The following is a 19,778-nucleotide window of genomic DNA, read 5'->3' on the forward strand; positions in this document are numbered from 1 at the left end:
ATCACCTTGATCCTTTCAGGACTTCCGGGTTCATAAGAAATCTTGGCATCTCCCCCGCAAAATACCGTTCTGCCTGTCCGAGAACCATGGCAGGACTGTCAGCAAAAGCCTCCACTGTATCTCCGCTTTTATGACAACTGAATGTCAGATTATCCAATTCAAAAAGTGGGCTGTCCACAGGTACCGGCTCCACCTCATAATTGTCAATGGCTGCCCCTGTGATCCACCGTTCCTTCAGTGCCTCATAAAGGGCATCCATATCAACCAGAGGAGACCTGGCTGTATTGATAAAAACTGCTGTTTCTTTCATCATCCTGAACTGCTCTCTTCCCATCATACCCCTTGATGTCTCAGAAACTCTTGCATGCATGGAGACGATATCACTGCGTTTTAACAGTTCTTCCAGACTGACTGCTTCTCCCCCCGCCTCCTGCACTTCAGCTTCCTTCACATAAGGATCATATACCAGCAGCTTTACTTGGAACGCTGCCAGAAGCCTTGCGACCGTCCGGCCAATGGTGCCGAATCCGATAATTCCTACTGTCCTGCCTTTCATCTCATGGATTCTTCCGAAGTTGGGGAAGTTTTCCAACCAACGGTGGTGTGCCTGCATGGAGGCATGACAGCGGCCGATATTTCTGGTCTCTGCGATCATCAGTCCAATCGTCATCTCTGCCACGGCATTGGCATTGTGCGCCGGATTGGCAATGACAGGGATTCCTGCCTTTGTAGCTGCCTCCAGGTCGATATTCTCAATTCCGCCTCTGTTTGTCAGCAGCAGCTTCAGACATTCAGCCTCCTCAAAGACCTGGGAGGGTATGGGGCATTGATGCGTCTGTATCACATCCGCATCTCTGATCTCTCTCATGATCTTATCCGGTACAGGCACGCAGCGGGACCCTGTCGTCTCCATGTTCTTGATATAGACCCGCATCTCTTCATGAGACTTTGGCCCGAAATAAAAGAATTTTTTCTCATCATAACGGACAAAGCCTTCTATTCCTTTTTCCATCATTTCCGGTGGAAGCAGCAGGTCACCAATGCATACGATTTTCATACATTTCCTCCTTCGGTTCTCATCTCTCTGCTTTCCTGCCTCTGCATATGTGAATCAAAGCAGGGAAGCAGGCATTTCTGCAGCTCACAGAATGTCTGATAATTTATCTCATACTGTCTTTGTTTATGAGCATCAGGCAGATACGTCCGTCCGATGGTCTTCATCTTCTCTGCCCCTTCTTTCAGGCTCGAAAACACACCTGCCGCGCAGCCTGCCACCACCACATCTCCCATAGCTGCCCCCTCTGTGTTTTCCTGTATGGTCACAGGAATCCCCAGGATGTCACTCAGCATCTGCATCCAGGCACTGCTCTTGCACGGACCGCCTGTGGCGACGATTTCCCGAACCTCATCCGGCCTCATCCCCTGGGCATCAAGGACAATATCCACGTTCTGCCTAACCGCATAGCAGGTCCCCTCCATCACGGCCCTGAGCATTTCTTTTTTCGTGGAAGTCCCTGACAATCCGAAGAATACCCCCCTTGCATTGGGGTTATAGATTGGAGATAATTCACCTGCCAGATACGGCAGAAAAACGATTCCATTCGCCCCGATCGGGGCCTCCGTCACATAATCGCTCATGACTGTAAAGACATCCTTATGAAGGGTCACTGCACACAAAGTCTCCATATCACAGACAGCCTCTTTCATCCATTTAAAAGCTCCGCCCGTATTGGACATAACTCCTATATTCATCATATAATCCTTATCCGCATATCCGATCGTGATGAGCCTGTCATCTGTCTTATACTGCTCTCTTTCCCCACATTCCTGGAGCATGACCACGCTGCTCCCTGTCCCGCAGGAATAGGCCATTTGATTTCTGCTGAAGATTCCTGCGTTCAGTGTTGCCACTGCCGTATCCGAAGCTCCTGCTGCCACCATAGTCTGTTTTGGCAGTCCCAGTTCTTCAGCGGCTTCTTTTGTTAAATGTCCAATCACCTCATGACAGTCGCAGACTTTCGGGAAACGCCTCAGATCGATCTGCAGTTTTTCTGCCAGCCTTTCATCCCATTTTTTTTCAAAAATGTTATAGAAATGATAGTTCGTAGCCATAGATCGGTCAATGGTAAAGCGGGAAGTAAGCCTGTATGTAATGTAGTTACTGCAGTCCAGAAACATGGCTGTCCTGTCATACAATTCTCTCTTATATTTTTTAAACCAGAATAGTTTTGAGACAATATGATAGGGACGAATCGAGGCCGGATTCACAGAAGCGATCTCTTTTCCGTAATCTCTCTGAAGTTCCAGACTCTCCTCCACAGCCCTTCCGTCGGCCCATATCATGCCGTTCATCAAAGGCTCTCCGTCCTCTTTTACAGGTGTAAGAGTCGGCGTGTGGCTGCTGACACAAAGAGCCGAAACCTGTTCCTTTTGAAAAGCGCCCTCTGCCAAAAGCTTGCCGACACACCATACAAATGCACTCCACCACTCTTTCGGATCATGTTCCGCCTGATTTTTATAAGGGGTTATCACAGGATAACTCTTATAAGCCGTTATCATCACTTTTTCCATCCTGACACTGTATGCCAGGGCCTTCACACCGTTTGTGCCGAAGTCAAACCCCATAAGAATCTTATCGTCCATTTACACCGCCCTTTCTGCCGCTTAACTAAGCGGATATTTTCCATATTCATGAATCGCTTCATACATGGCGATCACATTTTTCATGGGCACGCCGCCCTGTATGTTATGGGATGGAGCGCACAGATATCCTCCGCCCTGTCCCAGATCACGGATTCTCTTTTTTACTTCTTTCCTGACATCCTCCTCATTTCCTAAAGCCAGTACGTTTACGCTGTCTATTCCACCATGTAAGCAAAGGCGGCTGCCGAATTCCCGTCCGATCAGAGCTGTATCCATCCCCGCTGCCGACGGCTGGATCGGATTTAAGACATCTGCTCCTGCATCTATAAAATGCTGAATAAAAGGATAGACACCTCCGCAGGTATGGATTGAGAGTTTCCCCTGGGGATTGTGTTTCCGAAATTCCCGTTTCACATGGTTCCATTCTATTTCATGGCGGGGTTTTACCACCTGTTCGTAATATGCAGGATTGATCAGAGGACCGTTCTGAGTCCCCACATCTTCCCCGTTCAGTCGGACATAAGAGAGATACTCTCCTATGGTATCCATCACCATAGTCTCTACTTTCATCTGGATTTCCCTTGTTTTATCCATGATGGCTTCCACGATTTCCGGTTCTGTATAGAGGTATGCCAGATAATCTTCAAAGCCTAACAGGAACTGTCCCATCTCAAAAAGATGTCCACCCACCTGGCAGGTAAGGGCAAAGTCTGTCTCCTTATAAAGACTCCTCACCAGCGGCACCGCCAAATCCGGGTCATAGAGTTCCTCCGGTTCTGGCCAGTGATAGGCATAGACGTCCGCTACATCCTCGATTCCGGCCAGAGGCGCATCTCCATTGATGTACATAAAATCCGTCTCTGTATCCCAGATTTTCTTTCTGAGAACGCCCCACTGGTCCCGGAATTCATCCTGTTCGATGGAAAAATTCTTCGGCACAAATGCATTTGCAGAAAAATGCATGATGTCAATATCCAGCTTTTCCAATACCTCCGCAGAGGCAAATGCGTGATTACAGTCATCCCACCAATACGGCTCAAAGGGCACATGCAGATATTCGCACAGCTCTATGTACGCCGGCGGCGCAATGGTCATATCACAGGGAACCCGGTCCGGCTCCCGGTGGTTCAGTGCAGTCTCGACACGTTCTCTTCTGGTATATACTTTTCCCATAATCATCCTCCATTTCTTTGTCCCTGTTCCCTCACACGCTCTCCTGTTTCCCTGTCAAAGAGGTACAGCAAATCTTCCTTCATTTTCACATATATCCTGCTCCCTTTTTGGAAAACCAGCATATCTTCTATCACAATTGTAAGAAAATCCTCCAGGATACGAATACTGATGATTCTCTCATCCCCCAGATTTTCAAATACATCCACGGTAAACTGTGCATCATAGTCTTTCTCATCGGCGATCACAATGCTGGTAGGCCGGATTCCCATGGTATACTGCTGTCCGTCTTCCAGAATGGAATGAAACTTAGCCGGTGCCTTTATCCTGGTGCCATCCAGCAGGAGAAAACAAAAGCCGCCGTCCGCTTTCTGCACAGTCACTGGCAGCAGATTCATCGGAGGTTCGCCGATGAAATCTGCTACAAATATATTGACCGGGTCATTGTATATCTCATCCGGCGTCCCATACTGCTGCAGCACTCCCAGTTTCATGATTGCAATATGATCAGCCAGGGATAACGCCTCCATCTGGTCATGGGTCACCAGAATCGTGGTACATTTAATCTCTTTGTGCAGTCTTTTGATCTCTCCCCTTAAAATCTGTCTCATCTTCCCATCCAGGTGAGACAATGGTTCATCCAGCAACAGGATTCTCGGATTCCTTACCAAGGCCCTGGCTATATTGACCCTCTGCTTCTGTCCTCCGCTCAGACCCTCCACTTTTGCATCCAGCAGTTCTTCCACCTTCATGGTCTTAGCAATCTTCCTGACTCTCTGGTCAATTTCTTTCTTGTCTACTTTGTTCGCCTTCAGACAAAAGGCGATGTTATTGTACACTGACAGGGGTGGATATAAAGCATAATCTTCAAATGCCAGTCCTATTTTCCGCTCTTTCGGATGGATGTCATTGATGACCATATCACCAATGGCAATCTCACCTTTTGTGATCTCCTCAAGTCCTGCGATCATGCGGAGCGTCGTGGATTTCCCGCATCCGGAAGGGCCCAGAATGCCGAGAAACGTACCGTCTTCAATCTCCAGATTCAGGTTGTTTACTGCATAGACGCCGTCCTTTTTTCCATTGCCCTGGTCATACATCTTGTACAGATTCTGCAGTTTTAAATTAGCCATTCTTTCCACCGCCTCTCATGACTTCCTCATTGTGGCGCACCAGGTATTCCTTTGTCTCACTGTGAAAGAAAATACCTTTATCCATGTTAAAATGAAGATAAATCGCCTCATCGATCTCAAATCTCTCATCCACATGTACAATAAAACGTATCATATCATCACCAAGGCTTACTGTAAGCTCCACTTTATTTCCAAGCGGTTCATGGGTATAGATCTTCCCCCGGACATATCCTTTTCGCGGCTCTCTGCTGTAGTCAATCGCCCAGCCCCTGAAGCCGATATCCACATCTTTTACCCCCGCACACTGCAGTCTCTCCCCCACGTCATCCGGCACCGGATAGACTTCCTCTCCATAGGGGAGACGGATACCGGTTCTTCCTTTTTCCTCCGTCACACACCCCTTTAGGATATTGATCTCACAGTCTCCGAAAAGCTTTGCCACAAATTCCGTCTCAGGCAGGTAATAGACCTCATTCCCTGTCCCTACCTGGCAGATACTGCCCTCATGGATAACCGCTATCCTGTCTCCAAGGCTCATTGCCTCCGTATAGTCATGTGTCACATAGATTGTCGTGGTGTGAAATGCTTCCTGCATGGATTTCAATTCCTTGCGCATGGAATTCCTGAGCTTTGCATCCAGATGGGCCAGCGGTTCATCCATAAGAAATACATTCGGATTTCTTACCAGGGCACGTCCCAGTGCAATCCTCTGCCGCTGCCCATTGCTGGCCTGAGTGGGTTTCCGTTCCAGAAGCTCGGATATATTCATCATCGCTGCAACTCTTTTCACCTCGCGGTCCACCACTTCCTCCGGCTGCCGGTACTTTTTCGTTCTCATGCTGGAAGCGATGTTTTCGTATACCGTTTTGTGAGGATACAGGGCATAATTTTCAAACACCATGGCCACATCCCGCTCCCTTGGCTCCACATAATTCATATATGCATCGTCAAACAGGATATCCCCTTCCTCCGGGTCTGAGATGCCGGCTATCAGATTCAAAACAGAGGTTTTTCCGGCGCCTGCAGGACCGAAGATCACATAGAATTCATTGTCTTTTACATCAATGGATACATCCTTCAGCGCTGTGATGCTGCCATATTTTTTTGTCACATGATCCAGTCTGATTCTCGCCATTTTATTCACCTATCCTTTCACGGCACCAAAGCTCAGTCCCCGGACCAGATGTTTCTGGATGCACAGACACAACACGATCTCAGGTGCTATGGCGATCAGGGATGCCACAGCCATCTGCCCGTAATGTATCGTGTCCGTAGCGATATACGTCAGTGCGGAAACTGTAATTGTCTGGATATTAAACCCACAGAGCATCAATCCAAACGTAAAGTTATTCCAGCAGAAAATGAAGGTCAGAAGCGCTGCTGCCACAAGACCCGGCCGTATGAGCGGTATCAGCATTTTAAAGAACACCTCAAACCAGCTGTATCCGTCAAGTTCTGCCGCTCTTTCCATTTCCACGGGAATATCTTCAAAGTACCCCCGCAAGACCCAGATCAGCAGCGGAAGACCAATAAACTGATAGATCCATATCATTCCGAAATAGGTGTCATACAGATGCAGTTTTTGGAATATGGCAAATAACGGAATTATGATAAGAATCTCAGGCGCGAACTTAAACGAAAGTATCGTAAACGCCACAGTCTCTTTCCGCTTAAAATTATATCTTGCCAGGGCATAGGCCGCGGGTACGCCCACGATCACGGACACCAGCACCGCCCCGGAACAGATAATAAAGTTATCTCCAAACGCTTTTACATAGTTTCCCGTAGTCAGGACATTTCTGAAGTTATCCAGTGTGGGTTTAAATATGAACAATGTCTTGAACATATCCACATCGCTCTTGAAAGAAATGATAACCATCCAAATGAGCGGGAAAACGGAAAAGATCGTATAGATCACAAGAAAAACCGTACTGGCGATCCCCAGCACTTTTGCAAATCTCGATTTGTTCTGATACATAGCACACCCTCCTCTCTATCCGTTGTTCGCTGACTTTGCTTTCAGCCACGCTTTGACCAGTTTACTGCTGATAAAGTTTATGATCACCCATAAGACCAAGATCTGAGGAACCGCTTTTCCGATACTGGAATAGGTGAATGCATCCCGGTATGCACTGAGTGAAAGATTCATCAGGGTATCCCCGGGGCCGCCTTTTGTCGTAGAATATATGATAGAAAACTCCTGTATCGCAGCGCACAGCCTGAAGATCAATGTGATCAGGATCACCGGTTTTAAAAGCGGCAGTGTCAAAGTCTTAAAGGTAAACCATGCGCTTCCCCCGTCGATCATGGCTGACTCATAGGGTGACTTTGGAAGTCCCTGAAGGCCTGCCAGGATGAGAAGCAGCACAAAAGGCGTATATACCCAGGTGTCAATCAAAATGACGGAAAACAATGCGGTGGAGGAATCAGCCGTCCACGGAAATCCATACACGCCGAACAGATTCAGGAATCTTTCCACCACACCCACAGAGGAATTGGTCATCAATTTAAAAAGCAGTGTAGCAATGACCGGAGATACCATCAGAGGAAAGATCAAGACCACCTTCAAGATCCTGGTGAACAAATTGTCTTTCCGATTCAGAGATAAGGCGATTACCAGCCCCAGTCCCATCTCTACCACCAGTGCGGCTATGGTATATTTCACGGTAACCCACAGAGAGTGCCAGAAATTCACTCCCTTGAACATTTCCAGCCAGTTTTTCAGTCCCACAAAATGCCATACCGGCTTTTTCAATGAATAATCCGTCAAGGAATAAAACACAGCCTGATAAAATGGATACAAGATACCAAGCGTCACTACCAAAGTGGGCAGTATGATAAGCCATGGCCGCAGGCGCAGATTCATGGGCTTTTTATTCAGCTTCTGCCCTGTTTGTTTCGTTTTTGCCATATTTCCCCGCATGACCCAACCTCCTCATTTTCGTAAAAAAAGTCAAAAAAAGCCCGCCCAGACACCAATATCAAGGCGGGCCCAGTTCTTATTCCGTAATCTCTATATGTGATACAATCTCATCCAGCTTTTCTTTTAACTTGTCCATTCCCTCCTGTGTGGACGCGTATTTACCTTCCACCAGCTCCTGTAGTGTCTGGCACCAGGTCTGTGACACCTCAAAGAAATATGTCTCGGGTGTGTAATACATCCTTGTGTAATCCACTGTGGCATCAAAAGTCTCCACAAATCCCTCAGAATTTTTAAGCAGTTCCTGGTATGCATCTTGGTCATAGCTTGACTGCCTGGGGGTATTTACAATCTTCGCGCTTACAGAAGATTCATTCTGATATTCTTTGCCTGAAAAATACTGTAAGAACAGCCATGCGGCATCCTTGTGGGCAGATGCGCTGTTCATTGCCAGGGACCAGGTCCAGAGCTGTGATTTTGTATCTGCATCTGTCTTGCCGTCCGGCAGAGGAATGGGAGCAATTACCAAATTCTCTGCTTCTGCCGCATTTTCTGGGATTGTCTGGGAAAACGCGTTGTTGGTGGCATCCAGCATAATGGCTGCTGTTCCTGCACCTAATTCCCCACCGCAGGAAGACCAGGTCGCACTTGCCCATGTAGGACTTCCGCCCTCCTGGATCAGTTTTACATACCAATCGGTCATTTCCACAGCTTCCGGGCTGTTTACTTTTGAGACAAGCTTGTCACCCTCCACTTCAAAGTCAGTGGCCCCCCACATCTTATACAGACTCTGATAAGCAGTGATGATGGTTCCCCAGCCTAATTCCCCGCGGAGTGCGACACCGTAGGAGTTTTCCCCATTGTGTTTTTGAAGTGCCCTGGCGGTCTCTAAAAGCTCTGAGGTGGTTTTGGGAACCTGCAGGCCCTTCTCATCCAGGATTCTCTTGTTGTAGATCATGACATTTGATTCAAATCCCATTGGCAGGCCTAAAAGGGGACCTGTTCCCATTTCATGGCCCTCAACGCCATCCCAGCGCGCAGAGTCCAGAATCGACTGGAAGAAATCATCCGAGTCAAAATCAGGATTTGTCTTCTTATCATTGTCAATATAGGGCTGCAGGTCTTCCATATAGCCGGCGCTTCCGTATTCCCAGATTTGATAAGGTCCTGTCATGAAAATGTCCAGTTTATCTGATTTTGCGTTTAAAAGAGTTCCTATCTTGTCAAAATAATTCGATTCCGGTATAGTCGAATGCTCCACTTTTATGCCGGTGAGTTTCTCAAAATCCTCCATTTTCTCTATGATCGGCGTTACATACTGATGTTCGTTGAACAGCACCGTTATAGTATCCCCGGAGCACATATCCCAGGAAAACTCTGCATGATCCGTGTTGCTCCCGCCCTGTGATTTCTCTTTCTTATCGGAACCGCAGCCGTTCAGCGTAAACATCATACTTACAGACAAAATCACACCCAGAAACTTCCACACCTTTTTGTTTTTCATACGGTTTTATCCTCCCGTTCTTTTGCTTTTTAAACTCTTATATAAACTGTCCGAACAGACCGTGCGCACTTTGAATCTGTCCTTTTCAGCCATACAATTCACACTACCGTGTCCTTCCAATAATTGACTGGTTCATTGCCGCAGATGACCCGCACCCCTTTCAGCCTGAGCTGCTCCACAAACTGGATAGGGGCGCCCCAGTCTGTGATCACTGTATCCATTTCCTTAATGGGACAGATCAGGGATAAGGAGTCGTCACCGAATTTTGAGTGATCCAAAACTATAAATGACTCCTTGGATGAGTTCATAACTGCTCTTTTAAAATTCGCTTCCCCTATGTTCGGCGTTGTAAATCCATGTTCCAGGGAAAGGTGGTTTCCGCTCACAAAGCCTTTATCAAAAAACAGCCTCCGCACCATCTCATCTGCGAAGTTCCCTGTACAGCAGAGAATTCTGTGCCTTACCTCTCCTCCAATCAATACCACCGGGATGTCTTCTGCTTCTGCAAGCTCCATGGCAATATTGATTGCATTGGTGGTCACCATGATTTTTCTCTTTGGCCCCTTCTTGATCAGTCTTGCTATCTGCAAAGTGGTTGTCCCGGAATCCAGCATGATGGCATCCCCGTCATTGATGCATTCATATGCGGCTTTTGCAATTGAAAGCTTTTCTTTCAAATATTTGGGAACTTTCTCAGAATGTGAATATTCCTGCAGGGAACCTTCCACACTGACGGCTCCTCCCCATGTCCTTTTTATTTCCCCCTGTTCTTCCATCTTCACGAGCATCTTGCGGACGCTGACCTCGGACAGTTGAAACGCTTTGCTCAATTCTGCAACTGTTACCGATGATTTTGCACTCAGCAAATTTAATATGTACTGCTTTCTCTCTTCCTGTAACATTGCTTCCTCTCTTTTTTCTTTCGTTCTATCCATCTTTTCCGGATGCCGGCTGGTTCGTCTGAAAATGGAATCTGTGCTTATTTAGCTCTGCTAAATATGATGTGATTTCCTGTTGTTTTTATAAGTTAATTTTACAAAAGCCGCCACAAATTGTCAATCTATTCATAAACAATTCATACATAATCAGCATAATATTCATTCTTATCTTTCATTTTGATGTATATCTTACAATTTTCAGTTTCGTTTTCCCATTTTTCTCTTTCGTTTTCAATATCACTTGAAACCATTCGTAACTTTCGTTATATTTCAGACGAGTAAAATATAACATTCTGAGTCCATTTTCTCTGCTTTCCGGCCTCTCCTTTCCTTTATTCGCAACCAAAACAAAAGGTTTCATAACAATTTAAAACCTGTTTCTTATGAAATCTAAAGTCTTTTGGAAGTATTATAATGAAAAATAGCAGATAATAATATATATTTGCGTATATTTACTGAATGGTAATTTCTACCATGGGAATTGATGGAAGAACAGCAGACAATTCGCCTGTATCTGCTGATAAAAAGAAACGTTTTCCTCTAAAACTATAAAAGGTGCTGCAAACTACGCAGCACCTCATCATAGAATATACCCTGCAATTGCAGGAAATACTGTCATTATATCACTACCCTCAGGTAATAGAAGCCTTATAGATCGCGTCTATGGACTCCCTCAGCAAATTATTGAACTCTTCCTCCGTCTGATTAACATTCAGCCCCTGGGTCAGTGCCCTGGAGAAGCTGGCGATCAGGCCCGGATTCCGGGCTAATTTTTCGTCTGCCTCATCCCTGCTGTACCCCCCGGAAAGAGCCACCACACGAACCACATGAGTGTCTTCCATAATGTCAGAATAAAAACCATCCACATCCGGAATCGAAAGCTTGAACATAATCTGTATACTGTCATCCAGTTTTGCCAGATGCTCCTGCAGATATCCTTTCATGATTCTTTCAGACTCCGCTTTATCTGTACTGAAAATGTCAATCTCCGGTTCCAAAATGGGAACCAGTCCGGCTTCTGCAATCTGAATCCCCAGTTCAAACTGTTGTTCCACAACAGCACGGATGCCTGCCTCATTGGCTTCTTTAATGACGGAGCGCATCTTGGTTCCGAAGATATGACGCTCTTTTGCCCGTACAAGCAGTTCATCCAGTCCCGGAATGGGTTTCATGCACTGTACACCATTCTCCACCGGTGCAAGTCCTTTGTCCACTTTCAGAATCGGAAGGATGTGTTTCTCTTCCCACAGATAATCTGCCGTCAGTTTTCCTTCCACTTCCCGCTCCATAGTCTTTTCAAAGAGAATGGCTGCCAGAATATGCTCCGAAGTAAATGCCGGGCTGGTCATGATCCTTGTACGCATAGAGTGGACCAGGTCAAACATCTCTTCCTCCCCGTGGTAGCTGTCCTCAGCAATACCATAGAGTCTCAGCGCTTTCGGCGTACTGCCGCCGCTCTGGTCAAGAGCTGCTATAAAACCTTTTCCCGAACGCATTCGATTCAACTGTTCCGTGTTCATGCTTCCTCCTTTCGCCGTTTGTCAGTATCCATGCTCTGTCCGCATACGGTGAAATCTGCCTCTCCTCATACGCAGGCAAACCGGCTGGCTGCGCGGTCTTTTGATTCTGACAGCAGCGCTGCTGCCGCCATTCTTGTCATGTTGTCTGCAATACCCGGATTATAGTGATTTTCACTAAATCCATAAGAAAAACATACCACTTTTTGTCCATTTTGTCAAATGTTATCCAGTAACTGTTCACCGGAAATTCCCGGTTCCGTCATGGAGTAGGGATTTAAAATAACATTTAACTCCTCCTCCCCAAGCAGTTTATCCCTCAGGATCAGACTCCGCACGGAAGCCCCCGTTGAAATAGCCTCCTTTGCAAGAACGGCTGCCTTTTCATATCCCACATGAGGACAGATGGCAGTGATGATGCCCACACTGTTCTCCACCATATTCCTGCAGTGCTCCCGGTTGGCTGTGATCCCTTTGATACAGTTGTCCACCAGCGTATGCACGGCAAAGGTCAGGGTCTCAATGGACTGGAAAAGATTGTAGAAGATGATCGGCTCAAAAGCATTCAGTTCAAGCTGTCCCGCCTCTGTTGCCATGGCAATGGTCATATCATTGCCGATGATGTTAAAGGCAACCTGATTCACTACCTCCGGGATGACCGGATTGACTTTTCCCGGCATGATGGAGGAGCCATTCTGTCTGGCCGGAAGATTGATCTCCCCAAGGCCGGCTCTCGGTCCGGATGATATGAGGCGCAGGTCATTGGACATTTTGGAGAGATTGACTGCGCAGGTCTTCACAGCGCCGGATACCGAAGTATATCCATCCAGATTCTGTGTAGCATCGATCAGGTCATAGGACTGCACCAGATCCAGGCCGGATACCAGAGCGATATTCTTCACTACTTTCTGGAGATACTGCACATCTGCGTTCAGGCCGGTGCCGATGGCTGTCCCGCCCAGATTTAAGGAACTCATCTCCTCCTTTGCGTGTTCAAATCTGGTAATATCCCGGCGGATCGCCGTTGCATAGGCCCTGAATTCCTGACCGAGACGGATGGGCACCGCGTCCTGAAGCTGTGTCCTGCCCATTTTGATCACATCGTCAAACTCCTCCGCTTTTTCCATAAGCGCCTGATACAGCCGCTCTAACTGTTCCTTTGCCCGGTTCAGAAGCTTCAGGGCTGTGAGCCTTCCACAGGAGGGAAAGACATCATTGGTGGACTGCCCGTAGTTTACATGGTCATTGGGATTGACAATAGAATAATCTCCCTTTCTGCCTCCTAAAATCTCGACGGCCCTGTTGGCGATCACCTCGTTGGCGTTCATGTTCAGGGATGTCCCTGCACCGCCCTGGATCGGGTCCACAATAAACTGGTCGTGAAGCCTGCCGGATATGATCTCGTCACAGGCCCGCACGATGGCGTCCGTTCTTTTTTTATCCAGCCGTCCCACCTCAAAATTCGTGATGGCTGCCGCCTTTTTTATCTGCGCCACGCTGTTGATCAGTTCCGGGTGCATATTCATGCCTGTTATGTAAAAATTCTCTGCAGCGCGAAGGGTCTGTACTCCGTAGTAGGCTTCCGCCGGTACTTCTTTTGTGCCGATAGAATCATGTTCCAGTCTTGTCTTTACCATTTTTTCTTTTGTATCCATATCTTTTCCTTACCTCTTTTTCCTGCAGGCCGTTCTTGCCGCCTTACATGTATTTTACAGCGTTTTTCGCCACTGCCTGCCTCTTCTTTTTACTGCTAATATACTGCCGCATAAAGCAGTTCTGTATACCACAGTCTTTTGCTATCTATATTATAAGTTCGCCTGCTATTAGAAGCTAATACATATATGTATATATTTATTATAAATAATTGTTTATATACAGGGGAATTCATGATAAGATAAAAAAAGAAGCGGTAAGTATTCACCCGGCTGAACACTTACCAGAAATGCAGGTGGATTTCATGTTTGAAGGAAAAAAATACGTTTATGAAGTTTATAAAACAAGGAGCTTTTCAAAAGCTGCCGCTAACCTCTATATCTCCCAGCCGTCCTTAAGCGCTACCATAAAAAAGATTGAGGCCCGTCTCGGAACCCCCATTTTTGACAGAAGCACCAGCCCTATCATGCTTACAGAGTGCGGGGAAAAATACATACATTACGTGGAACATCTCATGGATATGGAAAATGAATTTGAAAATTATCTGAATGACTTTGAGGCCCTCAGGACCGGACATCTTTCTGTAGGGGGAAGCAATCTCTTTGCCTCCTACGTCCTGCCGCCCCTGCTCTCCGGCTTTATGGGAAAATATCCCTCCATAGAGGTGAAAATGACGGAGTCCACCACAGGCGATCTGGAAAAACAACTCTTTTCCGGCAGTCTGGACCTGGTGATTGACAACTATCCTTTCTCAGATACCATTTATGACCGCCATTTTTTCTGCAAGGAACAGCTTCTTCTTGCAGTCCCCGCAGGACTGGCCCGCGAAAAAGGACCGGATACCTGCTGTCTGGACGCTGCCTCCATAAAAAACGGTTCTTATGAAGAGTGCTGTGTCTGCCCTGATATCCTGCAGCATTTTGCCCATGACCCTTTCCTGCTTCTCAGAGCAGGAAATGACACACGTGAGCGCTCTGACCTGCTTTTAAAAAGCGCAGGTCTTGCGCCCCATGTGCCTCTGAAGCTGGACCAGCAGGTCACGGCCTATCATCTTGCCTGTTACGGCATGGGGATCGCCTTTGTAACAGACACCCTGATCCGGCATGTGCCTGATGACTCCAGGATTGTTTTTTATAAGCTGCCGCCGGACATCTCCCAGCGGAATATTTATTTCTACCACAAACGCTCCCGGTATGTGACAAGAGCCATGGAGGAGTTTTTAAAAATCGCAGGTTCCGGTATCCCCACGGGGCAATGACAAAGACAGGCTCACTCCTGATCTTTCCTGCGGTAATACTGCCTGCCGTACTTTCTGGCCTCATCCTCCACCCAGGCTATTTTTCTCAGCATATCATCCGAATTGCCTACAGGGCTCAGATCCCAGAATACATAGCCGCCGCCCGCTGCGAAGTTATCTATGGCAGTTCTCGCAGACTGCCGCACTACCTCCTCGGACGCTCCGGGCATTCCGGCCTTTCCCTGGGAATCCCAGCCGCCGTTTAATACAAGACGGTTTCCATATCTGGCCTTGATTCCCTTAAGATCATTCATGACCTGGGCCGGCTGCCAGATATTGACACCCATTTCCACAAAATCAGGTATGATCTTTTCACAGCACCCGCACATATGGAGTTCAACCGGCAGCCCAAATTCCTTTGCCACATCAATAAGCCTCTGATAAAAAGGACGGAACCTGTTCCGGAAGGTTTCTGTGGAAATAAAAAGATTCGTGGCAGCAGCCATATCATCATCAATGATCACCACATCCGGTTTATAGATGGGGATCAGATGCCGCATAGCCTCCTCGGTCAGCACAGTGACTGCATCAAACAGCTCATCCACCGCCTCCGGTTCCTCCAGAAGCGCGCATAAACCCTCCTCAAATCCCATCATGTTCATCAGAGGAATGAAAAAGTTACCCCCGCAGCCGTCTGTCCGGTATCCCATGGCCTTATTGGGGTTATGCATGCGCAGAGCCTCTGCTGCCATCTGCTCCCAGTCAATTTTGGAGGTATCCGGGAAATTCACAAACTCCCTCCATTTTGTCACGTCTTCCAACAGCTTTCTGTCCGGTTTTGGCATCTTGCCCGCATCGTTAATTTCCCACTCCACGTTGAAAATATCAAACTTTCTCTCTTTATTTACATAGTCCAGCATAAAACCCGTAAATACCCAGTCGCAGGCGTCAAAATACAGGGGCACCCAGTCCGGTTCCTCTCCCCGGATAACCTTCAGATAATTTTCCTTCTCGTCTGCCTCGCCGCCTACTGAGCTGCTGAATTTCATCCAGTCCAGTACCATATTATCTGCCATAATCCATTCCTCCTTCTACAAAAACGTAATCCTTCAGATAACTGAACAGTTACATGCATCCGGCCATTTAAAATCGCTTTGCCATGGGCCGGATACTCACTGCCGCCACGCATTCATGCGGTCAGCGCAGTGAATGCGCACACCTGTCTGAACCGTTACATCAATACTGCAATAGCAGAAAAAATAATATTGATCACAATAGATGGAAGGATCACGCTGGTGATACACACCGGATATGATTCCTTCAAATCCGTTCCCGCAAATCCCATTACCCCGTGAAGTCCGCCCGAATGTGGAGATAAGGTGATGCCGCCTGCTGTATTCGCAACGGTTATCTGCCGCAGCAGCCCCGTATTTACTGACGGATTCGCCAGCCATCCTGCCCCAAAAGTTCCAAGGACCGTCTGCGCGGTCACAGCTCCGCCCCCGGTTATAAATCCCGTTACACTTCCCGCTATAAGGCACTGCATATACGGGTTTCCTCCTACATTCTGAACCGCTTCGGTGAATAGCTGATAACCGTGGGAACCTGTAATAACACCCAGGAAACCCGCAATAACAGCAGCGGCAAAGGTGGGATTTAATCCTCCGGCCATTCCTTTGAACAGAATATCCTTTTCACTGCCCCGAAGCGTCTTCAGGTTCAGAAGATAACATACAATACACGCGATTCCCATGGAGGCCAGTATACTGTTGGACGCTTCCAGTCTCCCGATTCCCATAAAAGAAAACCAGCCCGATGTCAGTCCTGTATACAAAAGAATCACCAGTACCATGGGAGCAAGCGCTGCTGCCAGACCCGGCAGATTTTCCCTGTCAGGCTTCACCATCTGCCTGTCAGACTCCGTCTCCACGTATCTGCGTCCTTTTTCTTCCCATCTTTTTTCCGTCCTTCTGATGATGAAATATCCCGCTGCTGCATAGAGGACAAACATTGCCAGACAGATCACCGGCACCGTCCCGGCAGACACCTGCAGCATCTGGGATACCACGGTATTCACCATACTGGGATTTCCCGGAAAGAGCTGTGCTGTGAACAATCCCAGATAAAATACAGAGAGCCAGATTCCTCTGTTTATATTAAATTCCTTTGACAGAACCACTGCCATTGGCCATACAATAAATATCTGTACATAAGGATTTACCCCGCCCAGATTCAGCAGACAGCACACAATGAACATGACCAGCAGTATCTTTTCTTTTCCAAATACATCCACCAGCTTATACGCAATGGCTGAGACCGAACCGGAACGTGACATGAACTCTGAATACACGGCACCGATGGTAAAGATCAAAAACCACGAACCGAAAAATCCCACCAGACCGGGCATGTAGTAATCACTGAAAACCGCCCACAGTCCGATACCGCTTGTCAGCCCCACAATAACAGCACAGATCAGGCTGACAAGAAGCATATTCCACTGTTTAAAAGCCAGGAATACCAGCAGAGCAATGGCTGCCACGATTCCTATTACACTTACCATGTGAATCCTCCCTTTCTCCATTTTTAAACACGCTCTAATCTCTTGGCCTGAAAGAAGATCTTCTTTTATGCTTTCATCATAGCACCGGCAAGTGTAAAAAAATATGCTCATAACACCGAAAGCTTTTCCGGTTCTTTACTCTATTTTGTAGGAACCGGCAGGCCCTCATGTATCTATCATCTCAAAGACAAGCATGAGATACAGTCTTGTCCGATAATCGCTTAACTGCCAGCCGGTGATCTCCTCAATCCTTTTTATCCTGTACAGATAGGTGGTCCGGTGCACGTGAAGGATTTCCTGGGCAATGACTGCCCTGCCGCTGTTCTCCAGACATATTTTCAGGGTATACAGCAGCTCTGTCCCATGCTTTTTGTCGTAATCCATCAGTGCAGCCAGGGGCGGGGCAATATAAAACTCTTTGTTGTGTTTCAGGCAGGCTGTCCTTACCATATATTCCAGAATATATTTTTCAAACAGATACACTCTTTCAGTGCTGTCCGTCTGATTGCCTGTTTCAAAAGCGATAACTGCCTGATGGTAATACATGCCTACTTTTTCAAAATCAGAAAACCAGCCGCTGCATCCTATATAAAAGTCATGACGGCCGGCAAAGCTCTCCAGTATTTCATATATTTTCTTATTTTTCCCGGATGGATAGCGCAGAATGAGATGAATATGATTTCCATGGACAAACGTATAATTACTGTCCAGGATCCGGTGCAGATACAACATGTGTTCCGCCAGCCTGGAATGCCGGTTATTCTCTGAAAAACTGGACAGATAGACATAGAGATATGTATCTGACTTTTCCCATCCGTAAGACCGGAGTATGGAATCATAGACGTCCAGATAAGGCCGTTCCGAAACGGTAAGCGCCTTCACCATGTGGTCAAACTCCTTTGTCTCTCCCAGATTGACGGGACAGATGTCCAGATACGCCATCTTCACATAATCGGATATGAGCATCAGAAATGACAGATCACTTTCCCTGCAGGGGCGGTAAACTTCATCTGCCACAAGCCTTCCCAGATATTCCTGACGGTGAAAAATGTTATAGTAGATTTTCCGAAACCCGTACATTTTCTCTGAAAAGATACCGGGAATTTTTGTCTTTAACGTCTCCTTGTACTCCGGGTCAGAGACAACAACCATGTATTCATCTTCCGGAAGATAAGCATTCTCAGCCAGGGAAAAGTTCTTATCATGGTTTTTCTTTCCCGGCACGTACATCATGATCCGGAATACAGGGGTCGCGAAAGAGACGGGATTTTCCAATACCTCAAAGAGAATCCTCCCTATCTCATTCATGGGTGCATGGTCCACAAGACATCTTAGAATCCTCACCTCAATGTCCTGAAACCACCGGAAGATTTCTGCTGCTTTCTGGAACAGTCCGGTGATATCTGTCCCCTCTTCCACACAGAGGTATTCGCAGGGTATCTGCCTGTAAATTTCCGGCAGTTTTCCTATACAGATCAGTGATATACTGTTTTCCGCCTCCGGAACATCCGGAAGATCTTCTGCATCTGCAATGTAAAGACAGGATTCCCGGAACCTTTCTCCTGTGCAGACCTCCACGCTTTCCAGGTAAAAAGAAAAGGGGCGGTTCGTCTGCTTTCTTTTTATGTCCTGACTGTCCAGATAATCGGAAATTATAGTCATATTCAGCTTCATACCTTCTCCTCCTCAAACAAAACCCATCCCGGCCTTCCTCATTTTACTGACGCGGAACTGCATGCAGCCCTCTTCCGGCTGTGTGAAGTGCACATCCTGCCCGGAGAGTCTCTTCTGTGATCACAACACTTATTCCAAACCATATCTCCTGTAACAAAACGTAAAAAACAAAACAACAGCAAAGAAATTGATTCCTATGATCACCATACTCTCAGTACCTGCTCCATGGGTTCCGATCCCCTCCATGATTTTGCTGACCTGCTGGGAAAAGATGTACTTTGACACCTTTGCAATTTTCTCATTGAAGGCCGCCAGCATGGGTAGAAACGAGAGCACCATCATGACAGGAACTGCTATGGAAGTGGCAGCCATCTGCCCTCTGCTCCTCACCCCGATCGCTGCTCCCAGAAGCAGGGAGAGCACGATTCCCACACACATGGCAAGCACAAAACCGGCCAGTTCCTCTCCCCTGAAATTTCCCATGATCCCGAAAAACAGTGCGCCAATGGTGCATATCATGAACACATAACCGCCTGTTCCGAGCAGATATTCCCCTGCCTTTACATTAGACATAAGCAGTACGCGCAAAGTGTTGCATTCTTTTTCCTCTGATATAATTGCCGCCATGGAGGTGAGAGGAGCCATACCGATATACATGGTGGCAAATAAAATCACAAAGAAATTATCCTGCATTCCCTGCATATCTATGGTATTCTGCATCACAGCCGTCAGCAGCGGGAACATAACAAACTGAATCAGTATCACTTTATTTTTCAGGGTATCTTTTACCTGTTTTTTCCATACTGCATATATCTTTCTTCCATCCATG

Annotated in this window: 16 protein-coding genes; 1 reads left to right on the top strand and 15 read right to left on the bottom strand. The window is 47.0% G+C overall.

The features are described 5' to 3' along the window. Window position 1 precedes the first annotated feature (1 nt). From LC508_RS06780 to aspA, 11 genes are all read right to left on the bottom strand, one after another. On the bottom strand, window positions 2–1,057 hold the full coding sequence (locus LC508_RS06780) for a 2-hydroxyacid dehydrogenase (RefSeq protein WP_103732861.1): 1,056 nt from the start codon (window positions 1,055–1,057) through the stop codon (window positions 2–4). After that, window positions 1,054–2,643 (bottom strand): xylulokinase, encoded by a 1,590-nt coding sequence (locus tag LC508_RS06785; RefSeq protein WP_118594106.1) that lies wholly within the window; start codon window positions 2,641–2,643, stop codon window positions 1,054–1,056. The genes LC508_RS06780 and LC508_RS06785 overlap by 4 nt, the downstream gene beginning before the upstream one ends. A gap of 21 nt (window positions 2,644–2,664) precedes the next feature. Next, complete coding sequence (locus LC508_RS06790) at window positions 2,665–3,816, bottom strand: uroporphyrinogen decarboxylase family protein (RefSeq protein ID WP_158587337.1); 1,152 nt, start codon at window positions 3,814–3,816, stop codon at window positions 2,665–2,667. 2 nt (window positions 3,817–3,818) lie between these two features. Beyond that, a complete protein-coding gene (locus tag LC508_RS06795) occupies window positions 3,819–4,946 on the bottom strand; it encodes an ABC transporter ATP-binding protein (RefSeq protein WP_033140519.1) in 1,128 nt (375 codons plus the stop codon). Beyond that, window positions 4,939–6,081, bottom strand: coding sequence for an ABC transporter ATP-binding protein (locus LC508_RS06800; protein ID WP_103732125.1), 1,143 nt, complete (start codon window positions 6,079–6,081; stop codon window positions 4,939–4,941). Before LC508_RS06800 ends, LC508_RS06795 begins: the two co-directional genes overlap by 8 nt. Before the next feature lie 9 nt (window positions 6,082–6,090). Continuing rightward, entirely contained in the window at window positions 6,091–6,924 is an 834-nt protein-coding gene (locus LC508_RS06805; protein WP_033140521.1) for a carbohydrate ABC transporter permease, read from the bottom strand. A gap of 15 nt (window positions 6,925–6,939) precedes the next feature. Continuing rightward, window positions 6,940–7,869: a carbohydrate ABC transporter permease gene (locus LC508_RS06810; protein WP_054351079.1), complete on the bottom strand. Its 930-nt coding sequence runs from the start codon at window positions 7,867–7,869 to the stop codon at window positions 6,940–6,942. A gap of 76 nt (window positions 7,870–7,945) precedes the next feature. Next, window positions 7,946–9,370 (bottom strand): ABC transporter substrate-binding protein, encoded by a 1,425-nt coding sequence (locus LC508_RS06815; RefSeq protein ID WP_103732124.1) that lies wholly within the window; start codon window positions 9,368–9,370, stop codon window positions 7,946–7,948. A 98-nt stretch (window positions 9,371–9,468) separates the two neighbouring features. Beyond that, the gene (locus LC508_RS06820; RefSeq protein WP_033140524.1) at window positions 9,469–10,272 is read right to left on the bottom strand and encodes a DeoR/GlpR family DNA-binding transcription regulator; all 804 of its coding nucleotides are present in this window, start codon (window positions 10,270–10,272) and stop codon (window positions 9,469–9,471) included. Between the two features lie 668 nt (window positions 10,273–10,940). Beyond that, a complete protein-coding gene (locus LC508_RS06825) occupies window positions 10,941–11,828 on the bottom strand; it encodes a fructose bisphosphate aldolase (protein WP_103732123.1) in 888 nt (295 codons plus the stop codon). Between the two features lie 215 nt (window positions 11,829–12,043). Next, the gene (gene aspA / locus LC508_RS06830; RefSeq protein ID WP_081960241.1) at window positions 12,044–13,480 is read right to left on the bottom strand and encodes an aspartate ammonia-lyase; all 1,437 of its coding nucleotides are present in this window, start codon (window positions 13,478–13,480) and stop codon (window positions 12,044–12,046) included. Between the two features lie 302 nt (window positions 13,481–13,782). Here aspA and LC508_RS06835 point away from each other — a divergent pair, with 302 nt between their 5' ends. Further along, window positions 13,783–14,736 carry a LysR family transcriptional regulator gene (locus LC508_RS06835; protein ID WP_033140527.1) on the top strand — a complete coding sequence of 318 codons (954 nt, stop codon included), beginning with the start codon at window positions 13,783–13,785 and terminating at the stop codon, window positions 14,734–14,736. Between the two features lie 11 nt (window positions 14,737–14,747). Here the strand turns inward: LC508_RS06835 and LC508_RS06840 are convergent, their stop codons facing one another. The 4 genes from LC508_RS06840 to LC508_RS06855 all read right to left on the bottom strand — a co-directional run bounded on the left by LC508_RS06840 (window position 14,748) and on the right by LC508_RS06855 (window position 19,777). Next, complete coding sequence (locus LC508_RS06840; RefSeq protein WP_103731710.1) at window positions 14,748–15,791, bottom strand: uroporphyrinogen decarboxylase family protein; 1,044 nt, start codon at window positions 15,789–15,791, stop codon at window positions 14,748–14,750. Between the two features lie 155 nt (window positions 15,792–15,946). Continuing rightward, window positions 15,947–17,275: a GntP family permease gene (locus LC508_RS06845; protein ID WP_158587338.1), complete on the bottom strand. Its 1,329-nt coding sequence runs from the start codon at window positions 17,273–17,275 to the stop codon at window positions 15,947–15,949. A gap of 165 nt (window positions 17,276–17,440) precedes the next feature. Beyond that, a complete protein-coding gene (locus tag LC508_RS06850; protein ID WP_054351074.1) occupies window positions 17,441–18,949 on the bottom strand; it encodes a helix-turn-helix domain-containing protein in 1,509 nt (502 codons plus the stop codon). Between the two features lie 129 nt (window positions 18,950–19,078). Then, window positions 19,079–19,777 (bottom strand): ABC transporter permease, encoded by a 699-nt coding sequence (locus LC508_RS06855; RefSeq protein ID WP_033140530.1) that lies wholly within the window; start codon window positions 19,775–19,777, stop codon window positions 19,079–19,081. Window position 19,778 lies beyond the last annotated feature (1 nt).

It is taken from the genome of Blautia parvula, assembly GCF_020215665.1.
Classification (GTDB): Bacteria; Bacillota; Clostridia; order Lachnospirales; family Lachnospiraceae; genus Blautia; species Blautia celeris.